Below are 21,873 nucleotides of genomic sequence, written 5' to 3' on the forward strand. Positions count from 1 at the left end.
GTGTCGGGGGGTGTCCGCCCGCAGCTGGTTGGCGCGTCAACGGACAGTCAATTGATCTCCGACCCCATCGCGCCGTTCCGAGGACGGACACCCCCCGGCGCGGCCCCGACCCACCACGAAACCGTTGGCGCTCCGCGCAGAACCAGACCCGCCTGCCCACCGACGAGCGGCAGGCAGGCAGGCAGGCGGCGGCGCGGCACTCGCACCGCGCGGTCAGTCCGAGATGAGGCCTTCCCGCAGCTGCGCCAGGGTCCTCGTCAGCAGACGCGAGACGTGCATCTGTGAGATGCCGACCTCCTCGCCGATCTGCGACTGCGTCATGTTCGCGAAGAACCGCAGCATGATGATCCGCCGCTCACGGGGCGGAAGCTTCGCCAGCAGCGGCTTCAGGGACTCCCGGTACTCCACACCCTCCAGCGCGGTGTCCTCGTACCCCAGCCGGTCCGCCAGCGAGCCCTCGCCACCGTCGTCCTCCGGCGCGGGCGAGTCCAGCGAGGACGCCGTGTACGCGTTCCCGACGGCCAGCCCGTCGACCACGTCCTCCTCGGACACCCCGAGCACGGACGCGAGCTCGGTGACCGTCGGAGAGCGGTCCAGCTTCTGTGACAGCTCGTCACTGGCCTTGGTCAGCGCGAGCCGCAGCTCCTGAAGCCGGCGCGGCACCCGCACCGACCACGACGTGTCGCGGAAGAACCGCTTGATCTCGCCCACGACCGTCGGCATGGCGAACGTCGGGAACTCCACGCCCCGTTCGCAGTCGAACCGGTCGATCGCCTTGATCAGCCCGATCGTGCCGACCTGGACGATGTCCTCCATCGGCTCGTTCCGGGACCGGAACCGCGCCGCCGCGTACCGCACGAGCGGCAGATTGAGCTCGATGAGCGTGTCCCGGACGTACGCACGCTCGGGGCTGTCCTGGTCGAGCGCGGCCAGCCGCAGGAACAGGGAGCGGGACAGGGTGCGGGTGTCGATGGCGCCCGCGGCCGGGATGGTCGGGGCGGCGGACTCGGTCGCGAGCTCGGCCGGAACGTCTTCGATGGGGCCGAGTGTGTCGAGAGCATGGGGAGCTGACTCGCTCTCCGCGAGCGTGAGCACCTTCGAGCTGCCCTGTTCTGCGGACATGCCACCCCCTTTGGGTCGCGGGACGGTCGCGGCGAACGCCCCCCGTCTGAGGAACGCAGCCTTCACCTGAATACCGGCGCCGAAGCCCCGGCAAACGCGCTTCCCGCAGAATGTCACATGTCGGCAACACGCCGTAGTGACATGTCGACATCTGAGACGCGAATCCGCCCTGCAAGCAAGGGGTCTGACACCCTGTCGGCACCGATCTGTCGGCAACCGCCCTGACCTGCGATTCCCTCGCCCCGGTTACCTGTCGATCAGGTTTTCGGTTACGCCCCGACCTGTTTCCGGCGACGCCCCGACCCGGTTCCGACTACGCGTCGATCCGGTTCGCCGACCGCAACCGCTGAAAGCTACGCGCGAGTAGCCGCGAGACATGCATCTGCGAGACGCCGAGCTCCGCGCTGATCTGGGACTGCGTGAGGTTGCTGTAGTACCGCAACAGCAGAATCCGCTGCTCCCTCTCGGGTAGTTGCACGAGCAGATGCCGCACGAGATCCCGGTGCTCCACCCCGTCCAGCGCGGGATCCTCGTAGCCGAGCCGGTCCAGCAGCCCCGGCAGCCCGTCACCCTCCTGCGCGGCCTCCAGCGAGGTCGCGTGGTAGGACCGCCCGGCCTCGATGCAGGACAGCACCTCGTCCTCGGTGATGCGCAGCCGCTCGGCGATCTCCGCGGTCGTCGGGGACCGCCCGAACGCGGTCGTCAGGTCCTCGGTCGCGCTGTTCACCTGCACCCACAGCTCGTGTAGCCGGCGCGGCACGTGGACCGTACGGACGTTGTCCCGGAAGTACCGCTTGATCTCGCCGACGACCGTCGGCATGGCGAACGTCGGGAACTGCACGCCCCGGTCCGGGTCGAAGCGGTCGATGGCGTTGATGAGCCCGATGGTGCCGACCTGGACGACGTCCTCCATCGGTTCGTTGCGGGAGCGGAAACGGGCGGCCGCGTAGCGCACGAGCGGCAGATTGGCCTCGATGAGCGCCCCACGCACCCGGTCGTGCTCCGGCGTGCCCGGCTGGAGCTCCTTGAGCTGACCGAAGAGGACCTGCGTGAGGGCGCGAGTGTCGGCGCCACGGCTGCTGCGCCGAGGGGCCGCTTCCGAGGACGGTGCTTGAGGTGCGGTACTGGCCAGCACGGTCAACTCCACCTCGTCATCCGTCAACGCATCCGTCCATGCTTCCACTAAAAACGGTCATAGCATCACAAGAGATGCGCACTGTGTGCAAGCACCCCATAACTACGTGTTGAGGGGTAAAACAACAGCCCCCGTCGGTACGACGGGGGCTCGAGACCACGCTTCGGGACTCAGCTCGGCGGAGCGTGCCAGAACTCAGAATTCGTAGTCGGCGATCACCCATGTGGCGAACTCCCGCCACAGCGCGACACCCGCCTGGTGGTCGGGGTGCTCCACGTACCGGCGCAGCGCGTCCGCGTCGTCGAAGGCCGAGTTGATGGCGAAGTCGTAGGCGATCGGACGGTCGCTGACGTTCCAGCCCAGCTCCCAGAAGCGGAGCTCGGGGATCTTGCCGTCGAGGGAGCGGAACGCCTCGACGCCCTTCACGACCCGGGGATCGTCGCGCCCGACGCCCTCGTTGAGCTTGAAGAGGACCAGATGGCGGATCATCACTTTCCTCCGTTGGCGACCCAGGTGGCGAAGTCGCCGAGGGCCTGGACGGCGTCCGATATGCCCTGGAACCCTATCCCGACGTAGCCGGTGGCCTTGTCCGGGTCCGTGATGATCACGTACAGCGCGAAGACCACGAGCAGATAGACGGCGATCTTCTTCGCGTTCACCGCCATCGCGGCCTCCCATATCACCGATGCCTCATGCAGCGCACATGATCGCACGAAGAGCCGAGGACCCGAAGGGGCAGATCGTACGAAGGGCCCCGTCTGACGACGGGGCCCTTCCCAAGCGGTAGCGGAGGGATTTGAACCCTCGGTGACTTGCGCCACACTCGCTTTCGAGGCGAGCTCCTTCGGCCGCTCGGACACGCTACCGAGGGAGACCTTACAGCAAGGGGCGGCCTGCTTCGAAATCGGTATTCACGGCATCGGATTCAGCGGCTGCGGATTCAGCGGCTCCGGAAGAACTCGGTGAGCATTCGGGCGCACTCCTCGGCGAGGACGCCCTCGATCACCTCGGGCCGGTGGTTGAGCCGCCGGTCGCGAAGGAGGTCCCAGAGGGAGCCGGCCGCGCCGGCCTTCTCGTCGCGGGCGCCGTAGACGAGCCGGTCGACGCGGGACTGCTGGATCGCGCCCGCGCACATCGTGCAGGGCTCCAGCGTCACCACGAGGGTGCAGCCGGCGAGCCGCCACGCGCCGAGTGCGGCGGCGGCCCGCCTCAGGGCGAGCACCTCCGCGTGGGCCGTCGGGTCGCCGCAGGCCTCCCGTTCGTTGTGCCCGGCCGCGAGCACGGTCGTGCCGTCCGGGGCCAGCACGACCGCGCCGACCGGCACGTCCCCGCCCCGGACGGCCTCGGCGGCCTCGTCCAGGGCGAGTCGCATCGCGGGCCGCCAGGGGTCGCGTACCGGGTCCGGCGGCCCTGGGATGGTGCGAGCGGTCAGCGGACGGCCTCCAGGGTCTCCGAGGCCCCGAGGGACTCGGCGATCTCGTTGACGGCGTCCGTCACCATCGAGCGCAGCTCCTTCTCGCTCACGCCGAGGTCGTCGAGGATCCGGGCGTCGCCGACCGGGCCGTGCGGCACGGCCTCGGCGGAGCCGGCGGCACCGGCGACGTCGCCGGATTCGTCGTCCTCGTCGGGTTCACCGTCCTCGGTGCCGTCCAGGTCGAGGGCGTCCAGGTCGTCCCCGTCGTCCGGGTCCCGGCCGAGCAGCTCGTCGGTGAGCAGGATCTCGCCGTAGCTGCTGCGGGCAGCGGCGGCGGCGTCCGAGACGTAGATGCGAGGGTCCTCCTCGCCGTCCACGCGGACCACACCGAACCAGGCGTCCTCCTGCTCGATGAGCACGAGCACCGTGTCCTCGTCGGGGGAGGCTTCACGGGCCAGGTCGGCCAGATCCGACAGGGTTTCCACATCGTCGAGCTCTGTGTCGCTCGCTTCCCACCCGTCTTCGGTGCGCGCGAGCAGTGCGGCGAAGTACACCGTGACTCTCCCACTGGTCATAGGCGTGCCGGTTGGGGATCCCCCCGGCGGAGGTTACGGGCGGGGAGTGCTCGTCCGAGCCCCACCCACCCGGAATCGTGGCAGAAACAAGGCGTTCAGGGGATGTCTTCCACTCCCTGTGTCCAGCGGTTCCGCTCGCACGCTCGTTGCCACCACGTGCGGATCGTACGCGGCTTTCCCCTGCTCCACGCACGGTCACCCGCGAAGAATTTCCCGCGGTTCGTGATCTTCCCCGGGGGTTTCCTCACTCGTTTCCTACCAGCGGAATGTACGCATGCGCATGGCGTGCCGCAGCCGGGCCACCTTGGCGCGGCGCGGCTGGACGCGGTCGCGCAGTTCCCGGGCCTCGGCGAGGTCGCGCAGGAACCGGGCGCGGCGCCGGCGGCGCTCGGCGTCGGACACGTCCGTCCCGTCCGTCCCATCCGTTCCGTCCGGCCTGTCCGTCCGGCCGGTCTCCTGGCCCGTCCCGGGCTGTGCGCGCGGCGACGGGGCATGTCGGGAATGCCGTTCGGGCATCAGGTTCACCACCCCCAGTCCGTCCCTCCCGTTTTCCCCGGACGGCCGGATTGACGCCTGCGAACGGGTGGCGGCCGGACGGTGGGCTCGCCGTGCCGCCGGGTCATCCGGCCCGGTTACTGTTGTGGACATGCGTCTCCACGTCGTCGACCACCCCCTGGTCGCCCACAAGCTCACCACGCTGCGCGACCAGCGCACCGACTCAGCGACCTTCCGCCGTCTGGCCGACGAGCTGGTCACCCTGCTCGCCTACGAGGCCACGCGCGACGTGCGCACCGAACAGGTCGACATCCAGACGCCGGTGGCCGCGACCACGGGCGTCAAGCTGTCCCACCCGCGTCCGCTGGTGGTGCCGATCCTGCGGGCCGGACTGGGCATGCTGGACGGCATGGTCCGGCTGCTGCCGACCGCCGAGGTGGGGTTCCTCGGCATGATCCGCAACGAGGAGACGCTCGAGGCCTCCACGTACGCCACGCGTATGCCGGAGGACCTGTCGGGCCGTCAGGTGTATGTGCTGGACCCGATGCTCGCCACCGGCGGCACGCTGGTCGCGGCGATCCAGGAGCTGATACGGCGCGGCGCCGACGATGTGACCGCCGTGGTGCTGCTGGCCGCGCCGGAGGGCGTCGAGGTCATGGAGCGCGAGCTGGCGGGCACGCCGGTGACGGTCGTGACGGCGTCGGTCGACGAGCGCCTCAACGAGCACGGCTACATCGTCCCGGGCCTCGGTGACGCCGGGGACCGGATGTACGGGGCGGCCGAGTAGGCCCCTCTCAGCAGCTCTTCTTCGACGACGGCGCCGGCTCGGGCTCGGCCATCTTGGTCAGGGCCCGGTCGGCGTCCGCCCGTTTCGCCAGCCCCTTGAAGGCGTCGCCGATGACGAGGTCGACGGCGGTGCCCTCACGGGCCGCCTCGGCACGCCGTTCGGCGCCCGGGAGCTGGGTGCCGAGGACGGGCAGTGACGTGTCGAGGGCGGAGGCGGGGCCGAGCAGGACTCCGGCGCCCTTGACCTTCTTGTCGTACTCCTTGGTGGCGTTGCCCACGTCGCCGATCTTGAAGCCGCGCTTCTTCAGCTCGTCGGCGGTCTTCTTCGCCAGGCCGCTGCGGGTGGTGGCGTTGAGGACGTTGACCTTGATGGTGCGCGGGGCGGGCAGGGCCTTGGCACTGGGCTTGGGGCTCGCCTTGGTCCTGGGGGCGCAGTCCTTCCCCGTGCCGGCCGCCGAGGCCTTCTTGCCGCCGCCGGTGAAGACGTCGATGAGCTGCAGCGTGCCCCAGCCGCCCACGCCGAGCACCGCCACGGAGGCGACGACCAGGACGGCGAGCCTGCCGCGCCGCCGGGCCCGGCGCATCCGGGGGTGCTTGTTGCCCGTGATGCGGTACTTGCCGCCCATGCCGGGGGGAGTCAGCATGCTCATGAGCGCAGCGTAGTGCGCCCGGGCGACGATGCCTACTAGATGATCATTCGACATCGCCCGGCGGAACCCGAAAGGGCCAACGCGTGACCGGGGAGGGTCAGTCGAGCTCGAGCACGCGTGCGTGCAGCACCTGACGCTGCTGGAGCGCGGCCCGCACCGCGCGGTGCAGCCCGTCCTCCAGGTACAGGTCGCCCTGCCACTTCACGACGTGCGCGAAGAGGTCGCCGTAGAACGTCGAGTCCTCGGCGAGCAGGGTTTCCAGGTCGAGCTGCTGCTTCGTCGTCACGAGCTGATCGAGGCGGACCGGGCGCGGCGCGACGTCCGCCCACTGCCGGGTGCTGTCCCGGCCGTGGTCGGGGTACGGCCGGCCGTTTCCGATGCGCTTGAAGATCACACGGAAAGCCTACCGGGCAGGACCTTCCGGGCGCAGCCGTGACGGCGGAGTGCGACGCTGAAAAAAAGCCCACAAGGCGGTATGAACCGGGAACAGAGGCGTGAATATGCCTGACCGTGAGGCCAGCCACCGGCCGCTGCTCCCGAGGCGTCCGCCCGTGCGGCCGCCCTCCAAGGGTGCTGCGGCTGAACCGGACCCAGGATCTTCCTCGACGAGGCCCACCCGCTCTTCGACGACGCCTCCGAGGCGTTCGCGGACTCGGTCACGCGGACCGTTCGCCTGATTCGCTCGAAAGGGGCGTCCTCTTCGCGACGCAGACCCCGATCCTGATGGGGCCGGTCGCGCAGGCTGCCTTCGGGGCGGCGGAGGCGTTCGTTAGTCCGGTGGCCGACCGGCCTCCGCCGCTGCGGATCGGTCAGCCGCGCTCCCGTTCCCTCGGGGACTGCTGCGGCTTCCGCGCGTCCCGCTCGGGCTGGGGCTTCTTGGAGGTGCTGCGGGCGGCCTCGGCGCGCAGCAGGGCGCGCATGACCGCGTACGGGTCTTCGTACATGGCTGGTTCCTCGTCGTTCCTTGTGCCTTGTTGTGCCTTGTGCGTGTGCTCCGTGCCCTTTTCGGGCCGGCGCCGCTGTGTGGACCGGTGTCCGGTCCGGTCAGCACGGTCAGCAGCGCAGCACCTCGGAACGCAGGGGACGAGGGTCGAGCGACGGGCCCGGCGGTACGGGCACCCGGCGCCGGGCGGCGTGGGCGGGCCCGGGGGGCGAGGGCAGTGCGGGGCGCGGCGGGACGGCGGCGCGGTGGGCGAACCTGGCCGGTGGGCGCAGGGCGGCGTCGAGGGCTTCGTACTCGACGGCCGTGCTCTCCCCGGAGACGGTGGCCGTCGGCCCGGTGTGCGCCTCGGCATACGCGGGACAGGCGGCCACGAGCAGGGCGAGCAGCAGGACGAGCACCCGCAGCCACGCGCTGTGGTGTGCGCCGCGGGAGGCCGGCCGCGGTGCGGGGCTCACGGGAGGTCGTTCCCCGTGGTGAGCGGGGCGTTCGGGCCCACGCGCGGCGGTATTCGCCCTTCCGGCCTGCGGGGGCCCGGGAGCGTGGAACCGCGACGGTCCCTACGACGCCTGCCGCGAGCGGCGGGCAGCCGCCGGCCGCGGCGGGGGCGGCGACCGGCCAGGAGCGGGAGCCCTGACACGGGTGAGGGGGAACCGGTGCCCGGGGCGGCGTGCCGTGCGGCCCGGGAGAGTCGCGAGCCGTCCCGGCCCGGGCCCCGGGGGACGTGGAGTTCCAGTCCCTGCGGTGGGCGCGGGGCGGGGCCGTGGGAAGGGGCTCGCTCCGGTTCCCGGGGGGAGCCGCTCGGTGGCTCGGTCATGGTCCATGTTTGGACCCGGCCTGAGGGGCCCGCCACCTGGGGCGGGCCACGTGGCTGACGCCTACTTGCCGACCGCTACGTGCCGACCGCTACGTGCTGGCCGCTACGTGCCGGCCGCTACGTGCCGGCCGCCTTCGCGGCCTTGGCCGCCGCCTTCATCTCCTGCTTGTGCGCCCGCACCTTGGCCAGCGACTCGGGGCCGGTGATGTCGGCGACCGAGCGGAAGGACTTCGGCTCCCCGTAGGAGCCCGCCGCCTCCCGCCACCCCGTGGGCCGCACGCCGAGCTGCTTGCCGAGCAGGGCGAGGAAGATCTGGGCCTTCTGCTTGCCGAATCCCGGCAGTTCCGCCAGCCGCTTCAGCAGTTCCTTGCCGGTGGCGACGTCCTTCCAGACGGCCTCGGCGTCACCGTCGTAGTGCTCGACGAGGTACTGGCAGAGCTGCTGGATCCGCTTGGCCATGGAGCCCGGGTAGCGGTGCACCGCGGGCTTCTGCGAGAGCAGCGCGGCGAAGGCCTCGGGCTCGTGCGCGGCGATCTCGTGCGCGTCCAGGTCGTCCGCGCCGAGCCGCTGGGCGATCGTCGCCGGACCCTTGAACGCCCACTCCATCGGGACTTGCTGGTCCAGCAGCATCCCGACCAGCGCGGCGAGCGGACTGCGGCCGAGCAGCGCGTCGGCTTCGGGGTCCTGGGCGAGGTGAAGAGTGACGTCCATGCCCCGATCATCCCCCGGGGCGGGTCCGGCCGCGTCCCGAGCCCGCTCAGGTGGCGCGCCAGTAGCCCAGGGCGTGCACGCGCTGCTTGGGCAGGCCCAGTTCCTTGCGGACGTACGCCGCGAGTGTCCGGGTCGTCGCCGTGTCACAGGCGATCCAGACGTACGGGTCGGAGGTGCCCTGGAGCAGGCCGGGCAGATCCTTCTTCACCCGGTCGACGAGATGGGCCCCTGAGTCCCGGCGCGGCACCGCCCGCAGTTCGTGCCTGTCGGGGTCCGTGCGGTGGGGCAGGTCGTCGTCGCCGCCCTCGAACCAGACGGTGGCCGGGGCGGAACCCAGGGCGTCCAGCAGGGAGTTGATGGCCGGCAGCGAGGCCGGGTCGCCGACGGCGAAGACGTGCGAGGGCGCCGGGCTCGGGTACTCGAAGCCGGTGCCCTGGACGGTGGCCTCGATGGTGTCGCCCGGCTTCGCCGCCCGGGCCCAGTCACTGGCGCACCCCTCGTGCAGGGCGAACTCCAGGGCGAAGGTTCCGGTGTCGGGGTCCGGGTCGACCAGGGTGTAGGCCCGCTGGTGGGGCCTGCCGGCGTTGTCGAACCAGAGGCGGACCCACATGGTGGGGTGCACGTCGGCCGCCGCGAGCAGACCGCCGTCGGTGAAGCGCAGCCGACGGTAGTCCGGGGTGACGTCCTCGGCGTCCGTCACGGTGAACTCGAAATCCTTCGCGCGCAGCAGCTTGAGGACCGCGCCCTCCCAACCCCGCCCCTGCCCCATCGCGTTCCAGCCCTTCGCGTACGATTCCGGCCACAGCTTTGGCTTAGGCAAGGCTAACCTAAAGGAAAGTGGGGGGCAGGGTGGCCATCGAGATCTACCGCGACGCCTGGGGCATTCCGCATCTGCGCGCGGGCAGCGCGACGGAACTCGCCCACGCGCAGGGCCTGGTCACCGCCCGCGACCGGGCCTGGCAGATGGAGACCGAGCGGCACCGGGCCGAGGGCACCTCGGCTTCCTTCCTCGGCGCGAGCGCCCTGGCCTGGGACCGGTTCGCCAGACGGGCCGGACTCGACGACACGGCCAGACGCTGCTTCGACGGCCTGGAGAGACGGGAACCGGAGACGGCGCAGTGGGTGCGGGCGTACGTGGACGGGGTGAACGAGGGGCTGGCGGAAGGAGCGGACGCGGCCCCCGAGTTCGCCCGGACCGGTCTCGTCCCGGGCCACTGGCACCCCTGGACCCCGCTCGGCGTCTGGCTCGCCACCCACATCCTCTTCGCCGGGTTCCCGGCCAAGCTCTGGCGCGAGCAGGTCGCCGCCCACCTCGGTCCGGACGCGGTCGGCCTCTTCGCCACCGACGGCCCCGGCACCTCCGGCAGCAACGGCTGGCTGGTGAGCGGGGAGCGGACCGTCACCGGGCGGGCGGTCATCGCCGGTGACCCGCACCGCTGGATCGAGGACCCGGGCGTCTACCAGCAGATTCACCTGTCCTGCCCCGAGTTCGACGTCGTGGGCCTGGCCGTGCCCGGCGTCCCCGGCATCGCCCACTTCGGCCACACCGGCACGGTCGCCTGGGCCATCACCAACGCCATGTCCGACTACCAGGACCTGTACCGGGAGCGGCTGCGGCGCACCGGCGCGGGCGTGGAGGCCCTCGGGCCCGACGGGGTCTGGCGCCGGGCGGCCCGGCACACGGAGGTCATCGAGGTTGCGGGCGAGGAGCCCGTCGAGGTCGAGGTGATCGAGACCGACCGGGGGCCGGTGGTCATCGGAGGGCCCGAGGGTATCGACGGGGATTTGGTGGATGTGGCGGTGGCGGGCCTTCGGGGGGACTCGACGGGTCCGGGTGGCCCTGCCGGTGCGGTCGGCCCTGCCGGTGCGGCCGATGCGGTCGGGACCGCTGATGCAGCCAGCCCTGGTGGTGCTGCCGGTGCCGCCAATGCGGTCGGCTTTGCCGGTGTGGCCGATGCAGCTGGCCCTGCCGGTGGTGCCGATGCGGCCGGCCCTGCCGGTGGTGCCGATGCGGCCGGCCCTGCCGGTGTGGCCGGTGCAGCTGGCCCTGCCGGCACTACCGGTGCAGCCGATGCGATCGGGACCGCTGATGCAGCCAGCCCTGGTGGTGCTGCCGGTGCCGCCAATGCGGTCGGCCGTGCCGATGTGGCTGATGCCGCTGACCCCGCCGACCCCGCCGCCCCGCCCCTGGCGATCAGCCTGCGCTACCCGCCCCGCGTCACCGGAGACCTCGGCTTCGGCGCCCTGCTGCCGCTGCTGCGGGCCCGCCGGGTCGCCGACGTCGACGAGGCCTTCGACCGGTGGGCCGAGCCGGTCAACGTCGTCCAGGCCGCCGACACCGACGGCGGGGTACTGCACCGCGTGGCCGGACGGGTGCCGCTGCGCGCCGAGGCCAACCGCGTCCGCCTGGTGCCCGCCTGGGAGCCCGGTCACGACTGGCACGGCTGGCACGAGTCACCCCGTGCCGGGCTCACCGACGGCGTCGCCGTCATGGCCAACCAGCGCGGCCCGGCCGAACCGCTCGGTGTCGAGTTCGCCCCGCCGCACCGCGCCGACCGCATCGCCGAGCTGCTCGCCGGCCGGCAGCGCTGGTCCGCCGCCGACATGCCCGCGATCCACACCGACACCCATCTCGCCTCCGCGTCCCCGCTCCTGGACCACCTCCGTGCCCTCGACGACCTCACCCCCGAGGCCTCCGCCCTCCGTGACCGCCTCCTCGCCTGGGACCGCCGTATGGACGCGGGCAGCGCCGACGCGGCCCACTACGCGGCGGTGCGCGGCGCCGTCGTACGGCAACTCGCGGCACACCCGGCCTTCGCCGCACTCGCGACCCCGCCGCCGTACCCCGAGGTGTTCCGGCCCTGGCTGGCCCTCCTCCCGCGCGTCGGCTTCGCCCTGGAACACCTGCTGCGGGCCGAGGAGCTGTACGGCGTCGACCGGCCGGCGGCCGTGCGCGCGGCGGTCGAGGAGGTGGCAGCACAGCCACCCGCCGGTGTCTGGGGCGACACCCACCGGCTCGCCCCCTGGCGGGCGCTGGACCCGGAGACCCCGTACGACGAACCGGGCCTGTCCGGTGACCACGACTGCGTGCTGTGCACCTCGGGCGTGCCCGGCCTCACCGACCTGGCCGCACGTGGCCCGGCCGCCCGCTACGTCTGGGACCTGGCCCGGCGCGAGGACAGCCGCTGGGTGGTGCCGTTCGGCGCCTCGGGCGTCCCCGGCTCGCCCCACCACCGTGACCAGCTCTCCCTGTGGCTGGGCGGAGAACTCGTCCCGGTCGTCACCGACTGGGCCCTGCTGAAGAAGGAGACCGATGTCTGACCTGTACGCCTCCCGAACGGCCGTCCACGAGCAGCTGACCGACGGCTTCGGCACCGTCCGCATCCTGCCGCTGGACCCGGAGGCCGACTCCGGAGTGGTCCACCGCTGGGTGAGCGAGGACCGGGCCGTCTTCTGGGGGATGAACGGCCTCACCGAACAGCAGGTGGCCGGCATCTACGCCCACATGGCCACGCTCACCACCCACCACGCCTTCCTCCTCGTCCGGGACGGTGAACCGGTCGCGCTCCTGCAGACCTACGAGCCCGAGGCGGACCGCGTCAGCGAGTGCTACGACGTCCGCCCCGGCGACATCGGCATCCACCTGCTGATCGCCCCGGCCGGCCCGGGCGGCGCACGCTCCGGCTGGACCGCCCGGCTGGTGGCGGCCATCGCCGAATACGTCCTGCTGGGCCTGGACCGCCGGCGGGTCGTCGTCGACCCGGACGTGCGCAACGAGAAGGCGGTCACCCGTTTCCTCGAGCTGGGTTTCACACAAGGGCCGGTGGTCGTCCTGCCGGAGATCGACCTCCCGGACGTGTACCTGCCGGAGAAGAAGGCCCAGCTCGCCTTCCTGGACCGGCAGACGCTCTTCCCCGGGTGACGCCCCCGGCGACGTCATCGCCCAACTGCCCGACTGCCCGGTCGCCCACTCATCGCCCACGACACCTGTTCGACCTCCACGGACGCTCCCTCCTCGGTGAGCACTACACCGATCCCGTCCGTACATAACGCCGAGCCGTACAGCCCAACCCCGGAGACCCACGTGGACCAGCGGCGGAACGAGGAGCGCGATGTCGGACACCCCCGGCGACTACAAGCCTTGGTGCTGCTCGGCACCGTGCTGGTACTGCTCCTCGGAGGAGCAACCCCCGCCTCGGCCCACGCCGCCCTCCGCGGTTCCGACCCCGACGACGGATCCGTCGTCAAGCAGGCCCCCCGCCAAGTCACCCTGACCTTCACCGAGTCCGTCGGCCTGCTCGACGACTCGTTCCGGATCTTCGGCCCGGACCAGCGCCGCGTGCGCACCGGCGAGGCGCAGCACGCGGACGGCCGCTCCGACACGGCCCGGGTCGGACTGCCCGGGAAGCTCACGCAGGGCACGTACACGGTGGCCTGGCGGGTGGTGTCCTCGGACAGTCACCCGGTCTCCGGCGCGTTCACCTTCTCCGTCGGCAAACGGACCGCGACGAGCGCGCAGATCGACACCGGCCCGTCCGAGGACCCGCTGACCGGCGGCCTCTACGACGCCGCTCGCTACCTCGCCTACCTCGCCGCCGCGCTGCTCGTCGGCACGGTGGCGTTCGCGCTGCTGTGCCGGCCGGCGGACACGTCCGCGCTGCGCAGGCCGCTGGTGAGCGCCTGGTGGACGCTGCTCGGTTCAACGGTCGTCCTGCTGTTCCTGCGCGCCCCGTACGAAGCGGGTGCGGGCCCGGTCGCGGCCTTCGACGCTTCCGCCCTCGTCCGCACCCTGACCAGCCGCCCGGGCTGGGCCCTGCTGGCACGGTTGGTGATCCTGCTGCTGGCCGCCGTGTTCCTCGTCCGGCTGGCCAGGAGCCGTGACCGGCAGAAGCCCGTGGTGCTCGCGGCGGGCGCGGCCCTGGCCGTGGCGCTCGCATTGACCTGGGCGGCGGCCGAGCACGCCTCCGCCGGGATCCAGGTGCCGCTGGCGATGACGTCGTCGGTGCTGCACCTGGTGGCGACCGGCGTCTGGCTCGGCGGCCTGGTGGCACTGCTTCTGACCATGCGCCGAGCCTCCGGTGACGTGCTGCGGGAGGTCGTGCCCCGCTTCTCCGGGATCGCCTTCGCCTCGGTGATCGTCCTGGCCCTGACCGGCCTCTACCAGTCCTGGCGGGGCCTCGGCTCCCTCTCCGCGCTGAGCGGGACGTCGTACGGCAGGCTGCTGCTCGCCAAGCTGGTCGCGGTGACCGTGCTGCTGATGGCGGCCGGCTACTCCAGGCGCTGGACCGCCCGCCTCGCGGCACCGGTGGCCGTCGCCGTCCGGACGGCCGTACCGGAACGCGTCCCGCAGCCGGTCGGCGCCCCGCCCCCTCCGGACGTCACCGAGCGGGCCGGGGCCGGGGAGCCCGGGCCGGGCGGAGAATCCCGGCCGACCGGGGAATCCGGGAAACCCGGGCAGCCGGAGGACGCGCACATGCCCGACGGGCCGAGGCCTGACGGACCAGCGCCGGACGGACCGGCACCCGACGGACCGGCACCCGACGGACCGGCGGTCGAGTCCGGCGACACGGACGCCCAGCGACGCGGCCTGCGCCGCTCCGTCCTGGTCGAAGTGGCCGTGGCCGCCGTGGTGTTGCTGATCACGACACTTCTCACCACCACGCTGCCCGCCCGTGCGCAGGCCGAGGCGGCACAGCAGGCACCGGTGGGGGCGCTGCCGCCCACCTCCCTCACGGTGGTGCCCTTCGACATGGGGGGAAGCACCGGAAACACCCTCTCCAGCCGCGGCTCGGTGTACGTCACCCTGGATCCGGCCCGCGTCGGCGTGAACGGTGTCCAGGCCGTGGTCCACGGCGCGGACGAGGGCCCGATCATCGTCCCCGAAGTCCGTATCACCTTCACCCTCCCGTCCCGGAAGATCGGCCCGATCGACGCCGAACTCACCGACGCGGGCGGCTACTGGGGCACCAACTCCGTCAACCTGCCCCTCCCCGGGACCTGGACGATGAAGACGACCGTTCGGGTGTCGGACGTCGACCAGGTGACGGTGTCGAGGAAGGTGCGGATCGTGCCCTAGGCACCGCCGGTGTCGTCCCCGCCGGGGCGTCGCGGTCGAGGAGCCGCGTCATGCACTCGGCGGCGCGAACGGCCGCGTCGCCGCAGCAGTTGTTGAACAGCACGTGGACCTGCTCGGTCCGCTCGGCCAGCCGGCGCACCCGGGGCAGCCACTCGGCGAGTTCGTCCTCGCCGTACCCGTACCGGAACCGGTCCTCCTTGCTCCCGGTCCCCCATGCGGTGCTGCGTCCGTGGAACCGCACCACGGACAGCCGGGGCGAGGTGACGGGGGCGACCGGCGGGACGGAGGAGGGGAGTGTCTGCGTCATGTCGACGGCGACCGCGGCCATGTCGTACCGGGCGAGCAGCGCGCACGTGCTCTCCGCCCGGTCCGGCTCCCACCACGAGGGATGCCGGAACTCCACGGCGACGGGCCACCCGTCCGTCCGCTCCGCGCACTCCCCCAGGAAGGTCTCCGCCCGCTGCCCGGGCCGGAACCACGGCGGGAACTGGAACAGCACGCTCCCGAGCCGTCCGGCCTGCCGCAGCGGCTCGATCCCCGCGCGGAAACGGTCCCACACCGTATCGAGCACCGCCGGGTCCCGGTGATCGGCCGGCAGCCCGCCCGGCATCACCGCCTCCCTGGTGGGATGCCCGGTGAGCAGCGAGAACGCCTTGACGTCGAACACGAACCCGTCCGGTGTGCGTTCGGCCCACAGCCGGCTGTTCCGTTCGCTCGGCAGTGCGTAGTACGACGCGTCGACCTCGACGACCGGGAACCGCTCGGCGTAGTGCCGTAACCGCCCCTCGGCGTCCCGCCGCCCCGGCGGATACCAGCCACTGCCGACCAGCGCCCGGTCGGTCCAGGAACACGTGCCCACGAGGATCTCGCCCATGGGGGAGCGGTTACCCGGGCCGGGCACCGGCAGGCTCGCGCCCGGGGGCCGACGCGAGACCGTCCGTCGCGGCCGTCTGCCCGGCATTGCCACCGCTACACATCAGGGCAAACAGGGGTACTCGTGGCGAACGACCTGCCGCCGCGCGGCCCAGGTGCTGTGGTCCGGTGACCGGCGACCTGTGACCTGTGACCTGTGACCGGTGATCGGTGCCACCGGACGAGGAGAACTTCCCGCGAGGAGCCACACGGCATGCAGACCTTCCTCCCCTACCCCGGCTTCCGGGAGTCGGCCCTGGTCCTGGACCGCCGTCGGCTCGGCAAACAGCGGGTCGAGGCCCTGCAGGTCCTGCGCGGCCTGGTGGTGCCGGACTACGGGTGGCGCCGGCACCCGGCCGTGCGGATGTGGGCCGGGTACGAGGAGGCGCTGGTCCGCTACGGGCTGGAGATCTGCCGCGTCTGGCGCGAACTGGGCCACCAGGACAGCTGCGCGGCCACCCTGGTCGCCGACCTGGCGGCCACCCGCCCGCACGCGCCGGTCCGGGACCAGCCGGTCCTCGCGGCCGAGGGGGAACTGCCGCCCTGGCTGGGCGACGACTCCTTCCACCGCAGCCACCGCTCCGCCCTGGTCCGCAAGGACCCGACGGCCTACACCGGGCACTTCCCGGACGTCCCCGACGACCTCCCCTACGTCTGGCCCGCCTCGGACCGGGAGTCGTAGGCGGTGTCGTAGCCGGGGTCGAAGCCGGCCCGTAGCCGGGGTCGAAGCCGGAATATTCGCAACTCCTCCCCGTGCAGCCCCTGTTGTCCGACCGGATGGTTCCGTGCTCCACTGGATCTTTTCTGGCACATCGGTCACGGGTCACCCGCCCCCCGGGGCGGGCAGGCACTCCAGGGGGGTCCGTGTGTGAAGAACTGGGGTTCGAGAGACTCCTCGACGAGGACGGCTTCTTCGCCCGTCTGCTCGGCCGGTCGCCCTCGGGTGCCGGCCGGGATCCGCTGTACGGCCCCGACCTTCCCGTGGTGCTGCTCACCGGCGGCCCGGGCATGGGCAAGGGCCGGCTGCTGCGCGCCGTGCGGGACCGCTTCGCCGCCAAGGTGCCGGTGATCCACCTGGACTGCGCCGCCCCGGTGTACGCGGACCGCGCGGACCCGGAGCCGGGCGCCCGCTCGGCCGCGACCGAGGCCCTGGTGGAGGTGGCCCGGCGGCTGGGCACCTGGCAGGGAACGGGTGGCTCGTTCGCCTTTCCGCGCCTCTTCGCGGGGCTCGCCATGATCGCGACCGGCGTCACGGAGGGCACGCCCGAGGCGGTCGCGACGGAGGCCGAGCGGTACGAGGGCCTGGCCCAGCGGCAACGCCTGCGCGGACTGGTCACCGGCGACTTCTGGCGGGGCGTGCTGCACGGCGCCATCCGCAACCTGCTGATGAGCCTGTCCGGGCAGATGCTCGACAACGTGTACTCGACGGCCGTCAGCAACGCCCTGCTGGACGCCCTTTTCGAGCGTGCGGCCCCGCGCGGCAGGGCGGAGCTGGAGCGGGTCTACGGCGCGTATCCCGGCGCGGCCGGCCAGCCCAGGATCGGTCTGCGCATCCTCGCCGCCGACTTCCGGGCCGGCGGCGAGGCACGGGAGGTCGCGGAAAGCTTCCTCTTCCGGGCTCTGCGCGAGGACCTGGAGGCGTCATACTCCTCGGCCTCCGGCTGGCTGCGCCGGGTCGGCCGCCCGGGCCTGCTGCTGGACCACGCCGAGTCGCCCCTGGGCGAGCAGTTGCTGCGCGCCGTGCTCACCGACCGCCGGGCCGGGCAGCGCGACCGCGTGGTGATCATCGGCACGGCACGCCGCCCGGACGGCGGGGCCTTCCTGCACGGCGGCCTCCCGCCGCAGGAGGTGACGCCCCCGGCGGAGTACCGCCCCGCCGACGGCGCACCGCCCGCCTGGTCCCGCCGCAGCGACGCGGCCGACCGGGCCCCCCTGGCCGACGGCGTGCTCCTGCTGCGGATGCCCCTGCTCACCGGCGACCAGCTCCGCCGGGAGACGGTGCGAAGACAGCAGCACGCGGAGCCGGAGGGCGGCACGAACCGTCGCCGTATCGACGCCGCCGTGGCCCGGCTGAGCGGCGGCCGGCCGCACACGGTGATCCGCCTCGCCGCCGCCGCGGCCGCCTTCCGCATGCCGGCGGACGCCAATGACCGGGACATCCTGGACGCCCCGTTACGACTGCCCGGCCTCCCCGGCGACGACGCCACCGAAAGCCCCGTCGCCGACGTGCTCCTGCGGGAACTGGTCCTGGACCAGTTACCGGTACGGCTCCCGACCGAGCACCACGCTCACTGGCTCGACCTCCTCACCCACCTGTCCGTGGCCCACGACACGGAGTGCGCCGACGTCCTGCTCCGCCATCACCAGTCGGGTCACGTCCACCACCTGACCGCCCATCACGTCTCCCAGCTGCTCACCGACACCGGATGGCCCACCTGCGAACGCCACTTCATCGGCGACTTCGGCCTCCGCCAGCTGCTGGTGCACCGGCTGTACGGACTGCGCCCCGACGGCGCCGCCTGGTACGCCGACCACCACCTGCTGCGCGACCACTACGCGCGGAGAGCGGCGGGGGAGGAGGGGGTTCAGGGCGACGGGGCCGCACGCAATGGGGCATCGGGCGACGGGCCCTTGAGAGGCGACCGACCCCGGGGAGGTGACGGGTCCCTGAGCCGTGCCGGGTCCCTGAGCCGTGCCGGGTCCCCGAACGGGGACGGGGCTTTCCGCTCCCTCACCGCACACCAGATGAACCACCACCTGGTCTCGGGCGGCGCCGACGACGTCGTCAGCCACCTCGCCGCGACCCTCCCCGGCCGCCCCGGCGAGTGGTGCGCGGACCTCCTGGAGATCGCCCAGGCCCCCTACCCGGGCGGGGCGGACGCCCGGCGGGACCGCGCCCAGGGCCTGGTCACCGCGGACGGACCGCCCCTGCGCCGCACCGTCGACCAGCTGCTGCACGCCGTGTGGCTGTGCGAGGAGCGGACCCGGCCCACCGGCAAGGAGACCGCCCGCACCCTGGCCAAGCTGCTGGACCTGCTCTCGATCATGGACTTCGAGGGCGCGGGCCGGCTGAGCAGGACAGCGACGGAGTGGAGCGGACTCGCGGAGAACGAACAACCCCTGTTGCGCTGCACCTGCACCGAGCAGCTCCGGCGAAGGAGATGACGGGCATGCCCAGATGGCGGAAGATCCTTTACTCCCTGCTGGCCGCGGTGGCGATCGTCGCCGGCGTCGCGTTGACCACCTCCCTCATCCGCAAGCCGGACACCTGCGCCGACGGTGTGGAACGGATCGACGACGAGTGCATCGGAGTCAACGGCGAGGGCTACGACTTCGGTAACTCGGAGATCACCGACGTGGCCCGGGCCATCGCCCGCGAGAACCAGCGGATCGAGAAGCAGCCGCACGTCACGGTGGCGATGATGCTGCCGCTCCAGTCGGACCGGGAGGCCCTGCGCCGGCAGATGCGCAGCGACCTCCAGGGCGCGTACCTGGGACAGCGGCAGGCCAACGAGGGCGAGGGCGAGCCACCCAAGATCCGCCTGGTGCTGGCCAACCCCGGGCAGGACTACGGCCGTCAGGCGAAGGTCGTCGACACCCTGCTGCGCATGGCCGCCTCCCCCGAGGACCGGCTGCGCGCGGTCACCGGCTTCAACCTGAGCCTCACCGCCACGGAGACGGCCGTGAAACGCCTGACGGAGAACAAGGTCCCGGTCCTCGCCGCCCGCATCAGCGGAGACCGCATCGCCAACGAGGACCGTCCGGACGGCATGGCGAAGCTCCGCTTCCCCGGCCTGGCCCGCATCCTCCCCACCAACAACGACGCGGCCCGGGCCCTGGCCGACTTCAACGGTGAGCGGGGCCGGCAGAACCTCAAGACGGTCCTCGTCTACGACAAGCGCCCCGACGGCTACAACGAGTCGCTGGCAAGGGCCTTCAGCAGGATCGAGGAGAAGGGCCCGGCCGGCCCCGCGGCGATGTCCTTCGAGTCCCCCTCGATCGACGAGGCGGGCTCGACGGGCAACCAGTTCACCCAGACGGCGAACAACATCTGCGACTCCGAGGCCGACACCGTCTACTTCGCCGGCCGCACCCTCCACCTGCGCATCTTCGCCCTGAAACTCGCTCAGGTCGGCTGCAAGAACCGCCACTACACCATCATCAGCGGCTCCGACGCCGCCTCCCTGCGCCAGGACATGACCGAGAAGGACTGGGCGAAGCTCCGCGGCGACGACGGCCGCCCGAAGGTCACGGTCCAGTACGCGGCCCCCGCCCACCCCGACGCCTGGACGACGGAACTGACGGCCTGGACGAAGAAGTACAGGGCGACCCACGAACGAGAGCCGGCCGCCCAGGACCTCCCTCAGTACCTCACCGAGCCGAAGGCGGCCCTGGAGACCCTCAGAAAGCAGATCTACACGACCGCGAAGGAGGGCACGAAGCTCGGCTCCACCCCGACGCTGGAGGACTCCCGCACGATGCTCGTCCACGACGGCCTGATCACCATCGGCAAGGCACTCCACCAGGCTCAGCGAGGTGCTCCCGAGAGCACCGTCCCCACGCTCGAGGACGTGGGCCGCCAGTGGCCCCTCCTCCAGTCCCGCCACCGGGTCCAGGGCACCAGTGGCCTGATCTGCCTCACCACAGGCGGCAACGCCTACGACAAACCGGCCGCGATCGTCGAACTCGACCCGGGCCGGCAGGGCCCCGGCACCCTGAAGTTCGTCGGCCTGGGCTGGCCGACGGGCACACCGCAGCCGAAGAACTGCGTGATCCCGAGCGACACGCCCTGAACGGGTGCGTGCGCGGCACGGCCGGGCACACCGCGGACACGCGGACACAAGCCGCCTGACGATCCCTCAAACAATCAACCGAAGCTACCCATCGGTCTCACATTCCACGGCAGTTTGACGAAGTAGTCACCATTGCTCCACATACGGAGTCTAGGTTCTGCATGATTCCTTCGACGCACACCGGGAGGGGAGTCCTCGTTGTCCGGGATTGACGAGTGTCTGCTGGAGGCCATGAAGCTGCCCGGCGCCCGGGGCGCCGCCGTAGTCGACTGGACCAGCGGCCTGGCCCTGGGCACGGCAGGGGAGTCCCCGGGCGGTGACCACGAGGTCGCGGCGGCCGAGGCGGCGGAGCTCGCCCGGATCGCGGCGGAGTACCAGTCCTTCGCCCCGGCCGACGGCTCCGACTGGTCCGGCGGGTCCGGTGACGACACTCCCGTCGAGGACCTGATCGTCAGCAACCGCGACAGCTACCACCTCCTCCAGTTCGTCCGCACCACCTTCGACAGCAGCGTCTTCCTGCATCTGTGGCTCGGCCGCGCCGAGGGCAACCTCGCACTGGCCCGCATCCGGCTGCGAGACCTGGCGCATCAGCTCGTACTGGGATGACCACTGTGCGGACGCTCTCCTCCGACACCCCCCGGCGAAGTCCCGGCACCGCTCCGCCCGGCTCGCCGATGCTGGACCGGCTCGTCGGCGAGAGGGCGACCGGCTCCCTCATGCGGGAGCGCGGCACTCTCTATCTCGCCGACGGCCAGGTGATCCACGCGGAGAGCCCGCACACGCCCGGTCTCGACGTGCTGCTCACCGCGGGCGGCTCCCTGTCCGCCGAGGAGTGGTCGGAGGCACTCACCGCGGCGGGGCCCCAGCAGCGGGTGGGCCGTTTCCTGGTGGACAGCGGCCTCTTCCCCGAGGGCGCGCTGGAACTGTGCCATCTCGGGGCGCTGTACGACGCGGCGTTCTTCGTGCTCGGGCCGGGTGGCGGCCCGGCCCGGTTCCGGCACGGGGTCGCGCACTGGCTGGGGGCGGTGCGCCCCGTGCCCGTCGACGCGGTACGGCGCGAGACGGTGCGCCGGCGGGAGCTGCTGCACGAGATCTGGCCCGAGGAGGAGACGGACTCCCAGCCGCTCGTACGCACCCGGCTCCCGCTCGACACACCCGTGCCGCGGCGTCAGCGCGCGGTCCTCGAGCACGTGGACGGGACGCGAACGGCATCCGACATCTCTCATCTCCTCGGCCGGCCCGCCTTCCACACGCTCGTCGACGTCCGCCGTCTCGCCGCCGCCGGCATCGTGGCCGCGGCCCGGCGGCCACCGCGCCCCGCCCCCACGCCCGCGCGCATTCCGGAGACCTCGGCCGGCCACGACATCGCCCTGCTGCGCCGAATCAAGAACGCATTGGAGGCCCTGTGATCCGCGGGATCAGACAGCGCGCCGAGAGGAGACAGCTC

General features: G+C 72.2%; 23 protein-coding genes, 1 tRNA gene and 1 pseudogene. 10 read left to right on the forward strand and 15 right to left on the reverse strand.

Annotated features, from left to right (window positions below; translation table 11 throughout):
* Positions 1-213 precede the first annotated feature (213 nt).
* The 8 genes from IE97_RS0136835 to IE97_RS0136870 form a co-directional block, all read right to left on the reverse strand.
* Entirely contained in the window at positions 214-1,122 is a 909-nt protein-coding gene (locus IE97_RS0136835) for an RNA polymerase sigma factor SigF (protein ID WP_030251485.1), read from the reverse strand.
* Between the two features lie 313 nt (positions 1,123-1,435).
* Positions 1,436-2,269, reverse strand: a complete 834-nt coding sequence (locus tag IE97_RS0136840) for an RNA polymerase sigma factor SigF (protein WP_199807061.1) — start codon at positions 2,267-2,269, stop codon at positions 1,436-1,438.
* 183 nt (positions 2,270-2,452) lie between these two features.
* Positions 2,453-2,746, reverse strand: a complete 294-nt coding sequence (locus IE97_RS0136845) for a Dabb family protein (RefSeq protein ID WP_030251493.1) — start codon at positions 2,744-2,746, stop codon at positions 2,453-2,455.
* Complete coding sequence (locus IE97_RS0136850) at positions 2,746-2,922, reverse strand: hypothetical protein (RefSeq protein ID WP_030251497.1); 177 nt, start codon at positions 2,920-2,922, stop codon at positions 2,746-2,748. Before IE97_RS0136850 ends, IE97_RS0136845 begins: the two co-directional genes overlap by 1 nt.
* Positions 2,923-3,038: 116 nt before the next feature.
* Positions 3,039-3,123 (reverse strand) — tRNA-Ser (locus tag IE97_RS0136855).
* 74 nt (positions 3,124-3,197) lie between these two features.
* Positions 3,198-3,629 (reverse strand): tRNA adenosine(34) deaminase TadA, encoded by a 432-nt coding sequence (gene tadA, locus IE97_RS0136860; RefSeq protein WP_030251500.1) that lies wholly within the window; start codon positions 3,627-3,629, stop codon positions 3,198-3,200.
* A gap of 56 nt (positions 3,630-3,685) precedes the next feature.
* On the reverse strand, positions 3,686-4,225 hold the full coding sequence (locus tag IE97_RS0136865; RefSeq protein WP_030251503.1) for a hypothetical protein: 540 nt from the start codon (positions 4,223-4,225) through the stop codon (positions 3,686-3,688).
* Positions 4,226-4,501: 276 nt separating this feature from the next.
* Positions 4,502-4,762: a hypothetical protein gene (locus tag IE97_RS0136870; protein WP_030251506.1), complete on the reverse strand. Its 261-nt coding sequence runs from the start codon at positions 4,760-4,762 to the stop codon at positions 4,502-4,504.
* A 130-nt stretch (positions 4,763-4,892) separates the two neighbouring features.
* Between IE97_RS0136870 and upp the strand changes: the two genes are divergently transcribed.
* On the forward strand, positions 4,893-5,528 hold the full coding sequence (gene upp, locus IE97_RS0136875; protein ID WP_030251510.1) for a uracil phosphoribosyltransferase: 636 nt from the start codon (positions 4,893-4,895) through the stop codon (positions 5,526-5,528).
* 7 nt (positions 5,529-5,535) lie between these two features.
* On the opposite strand, the gene IE97_RS0136880 is transcribed toward upp, so the two are convergent.
* Both IE97_RS0136880 and IE97_RS0136885 read right to left on the reverse strand, forming a co-directional pair.
* Complete coding sequence (locus IE97_RS0136880) at positions 5,536-6,153, reverse strand: LytR C-terminal domain-containing protein (RefSeq protein ID WP_030251513.1); 618 nt, start codon at positions 6,151-6,153, stop codon at positions 5,536-5,538.
* 121 nt (positions 6,154-6,274) lie between these two features.
* On the reverse strand, positions 6,275-6,571 hold the full coding sequence (locus IE97_RS0136885) for a type II toxin-antitoxin system VapB family antitoxin (protein ID WP_003991361.1): 297 nt from the start codon (positions 6,569-6,571) through the stop codon (positions 6,275-6,277).
* A gap of 204 nt (positions 6,572-6,775) precedes the next feature.
* Between IE97_RS0136885 and IE97_RS41840 the strand changes: the two are divergent.
* Positions 6,776-6,868 (forward strand): annotated as a pseudogene (locus IE97_RS41840) (helicase HerA-like domain-containing protein); the annotation flags it as partial.
* A 118-nt stretch (positions 6,869-6,986) separates the two neighbouring features.
* Here the strand turns inward: IE97_RS41840 and IE97_RS43540 are convergent.
* The 4 genes from IE97_RS43540 to IE97_RS0136905 all read right to left on the reverse strand — a co-directional run bounded on the left by IE97_RS43540 (position 6,987) and on the right by IE97_RS0136905 (position 9,414).
* Positions 6,987-7,121 (reverse strand): hypothetical protein, encoded by a 135-nt coding sequence (locus tag IE97_RS43540; RefSeq protein WP_267881821.1) that lies wholly within the window; start codon positions 7,119-7,121, stop codon positions 6,987-6,989.
* Positions 7,122-7,230: 109 nt separating this feature from the next.
* Complete coding sequence (locus tag IE97_RS0136895; protein WP_030251516.1) at positions 7,231-7,575, reverse strand: hypothetical protein; 345 nt, start codon at positions 7,573-7,575, stop codon at positions 7,231-7,233.
* A 476-nt stretch (positions 7,576-8,051) separates the two neighbouring features.
* On the reverse strand, positions 8,052-8,645 hold the full coding sequence (locus tag IE97_RS0136900; protein WP_030251519.1) for an HhH-GPD-type base excision DNA repair protein: 594 nt from the start codon (positions 8,643-8,645) through the stop codon (positions 8,052-8,054).
* A gap of 46 nt (positions 8,646-8,691) precedes the next feature.
* Positions 8,692-9,414, reverse strand: coding sequence for a siderophore-interacting protein (locus IE97_RS0136905; RefSeq protein WP_030251522.1), 723 nt, complete (start codon positions 9,412-9,414; stop codon positions 8,692-8,694).
* A gap of 80 nt (positions 9,415-9,494) precedes the next feature.
* Between IE97_RS0136905 and IE97_RS41165 the strand changes: the two genes are divergently transcribed.
* The 3 genes from IE97_RS41165 to IE97_RS0136920 all read left to right on the forward strand — a co-directional run bounded on the left by IE97_RS41165 (position 9,495) and on the right by IE97_RS0136920 (position 14,721).
* Positions 9,495-11,966 carry a penicillin acylase family protein gene (locus IE97_RS41165; RefSeq protein ID WP_030251525.1) on the forward strand — a complete coding sequence of 824 codons (2,472 nt, stop codon included), beginning with the start codon at positions 9,495-9,497 and terminating at the stop codon, positions 11,964-11,966.
* Complete coding sequence (locus tag IE97_RS0136915; RefSeq protein WP_030251528.1) at positions 11,959-12,567, forward strand: GNAT family N-acetyltransferase; 609 nt, start codon at positions 11,959-11,961, stop codon at positions 12,565-12,567. Before IE97_RS41165 ends, IE97_RS0136915 begins: the two co-directional genes overlap by 8 nt.
* A 222-nt stretch (positions 12,568-12,789) precedes the next feature.
* Positions 12,790-14,721 (forward strand): copper resistance protein CopC, encoded by a 1,932-nt coding sequence (locus IE97_RS0136920; protein ID WP_030251531.1) that lies wholly within the window; start codon positions 12,790-12,792, stop codon positions 14,719-14,721.
* On the opposite strand, the gene IE97_RS41170 is transcribed toward IE97_RS0136920, so the two are convergent.
* Positions 14,621-15,595: a DUF72 domain-containing protein gene (locus IE97_RS41170; RefSeq protein ID WP_078603534.1), complete on the reverse strand. Its 975-nt coding sequence runs from the start codon at positions 15,593-15,595 to the stop codon at positions 14,621-14,623. The two genes, IE97_RS0136920 and IE97_RS41170, sit on opposite strands and share 101 nt — an antisense overlap.
* Positions 15,596-15,847: 252 nt before the next feature.
* On the opposite strand from IE97_RS41170, the gene IE97_RS0136930 reads away from it, so the two are divergent.
* From IE97_RS0136930 to IE97_RS0136950, 5 genes are all read left to right on the forward strand, one after another.
* The gene (locus IE97_RS0136930) at positions 15,848-16,315 is read left to right on the forward strand and encodes an MSMEG_6728 family protein (protein ID WP_030251543.1); all 468 of its coding nucleotides are present in this window, start codon (positions 15,848-15,850) and stop codon (positions 16,313-16,315) included.
* 182 nt (positions 16,316-16,497) lie between these two features.
* Positions 16,498-18,798 (forward strand): hypothetical protein, encoded by a 2,301-nt coding sequence (locus IE97_RS0136935; RefSeq protein ID WP_030251545.1) that lies wholly within the window; start codon positions 16,498-16,500, stop codon positions 18,796-18,798.
* 5 nt (positions 18,799-18,803) lie between these two features.
* Positions 18,804-20,426 (forward strand): ABC transporter substrate-binding protein, encoded by a 1,623-nt coding sequence (locus IE97_RS0136940; protein WP_030251548.1) that lies wholly within the window; start codon positions 18,804-18,806, stop codon positions 20,424-20,426.
* A 198-nt stretch (positions 20,427-20,624) separates the two neighbouring features.
* The gene (locus tag IE97_RS0136945; RefSeq protein WP_030251551.1) at positions 20,625-21,032 is read left to right on the forward strand and encodes a hypothetical protein; all 408 of its coding nucleotides are present in this window, start codon (positions 20,625-20,627) and stop codon (positions 21,030-21,032) included.
* On the forward strand, positions 21,029-21,835 hold the full coding sequence (locus IE97_RS0136950; protein ID WP_030251555.1) for a hypothetical protein: 807 nt from the start codon (positions 21,029-21,031) through the stop codon (positions 21,833-21,835). Before IE97_RS0136945 ends, IE97_RS0136950 begins: the two co-directional genes overlap by 4 nt.
* The last annotated feature ends 38 nt before the right edge of the window (positions 21,836-21,873 follow it).

This window comes from Streptomyces sp. NRRL S-455 (assembly GCF_000717875.1).
Classification (GTDB): Bacteria; Actinomycetota; Actinomycetes; order Streptomycetales; family Streptomycetaceae; genus Streptomyces.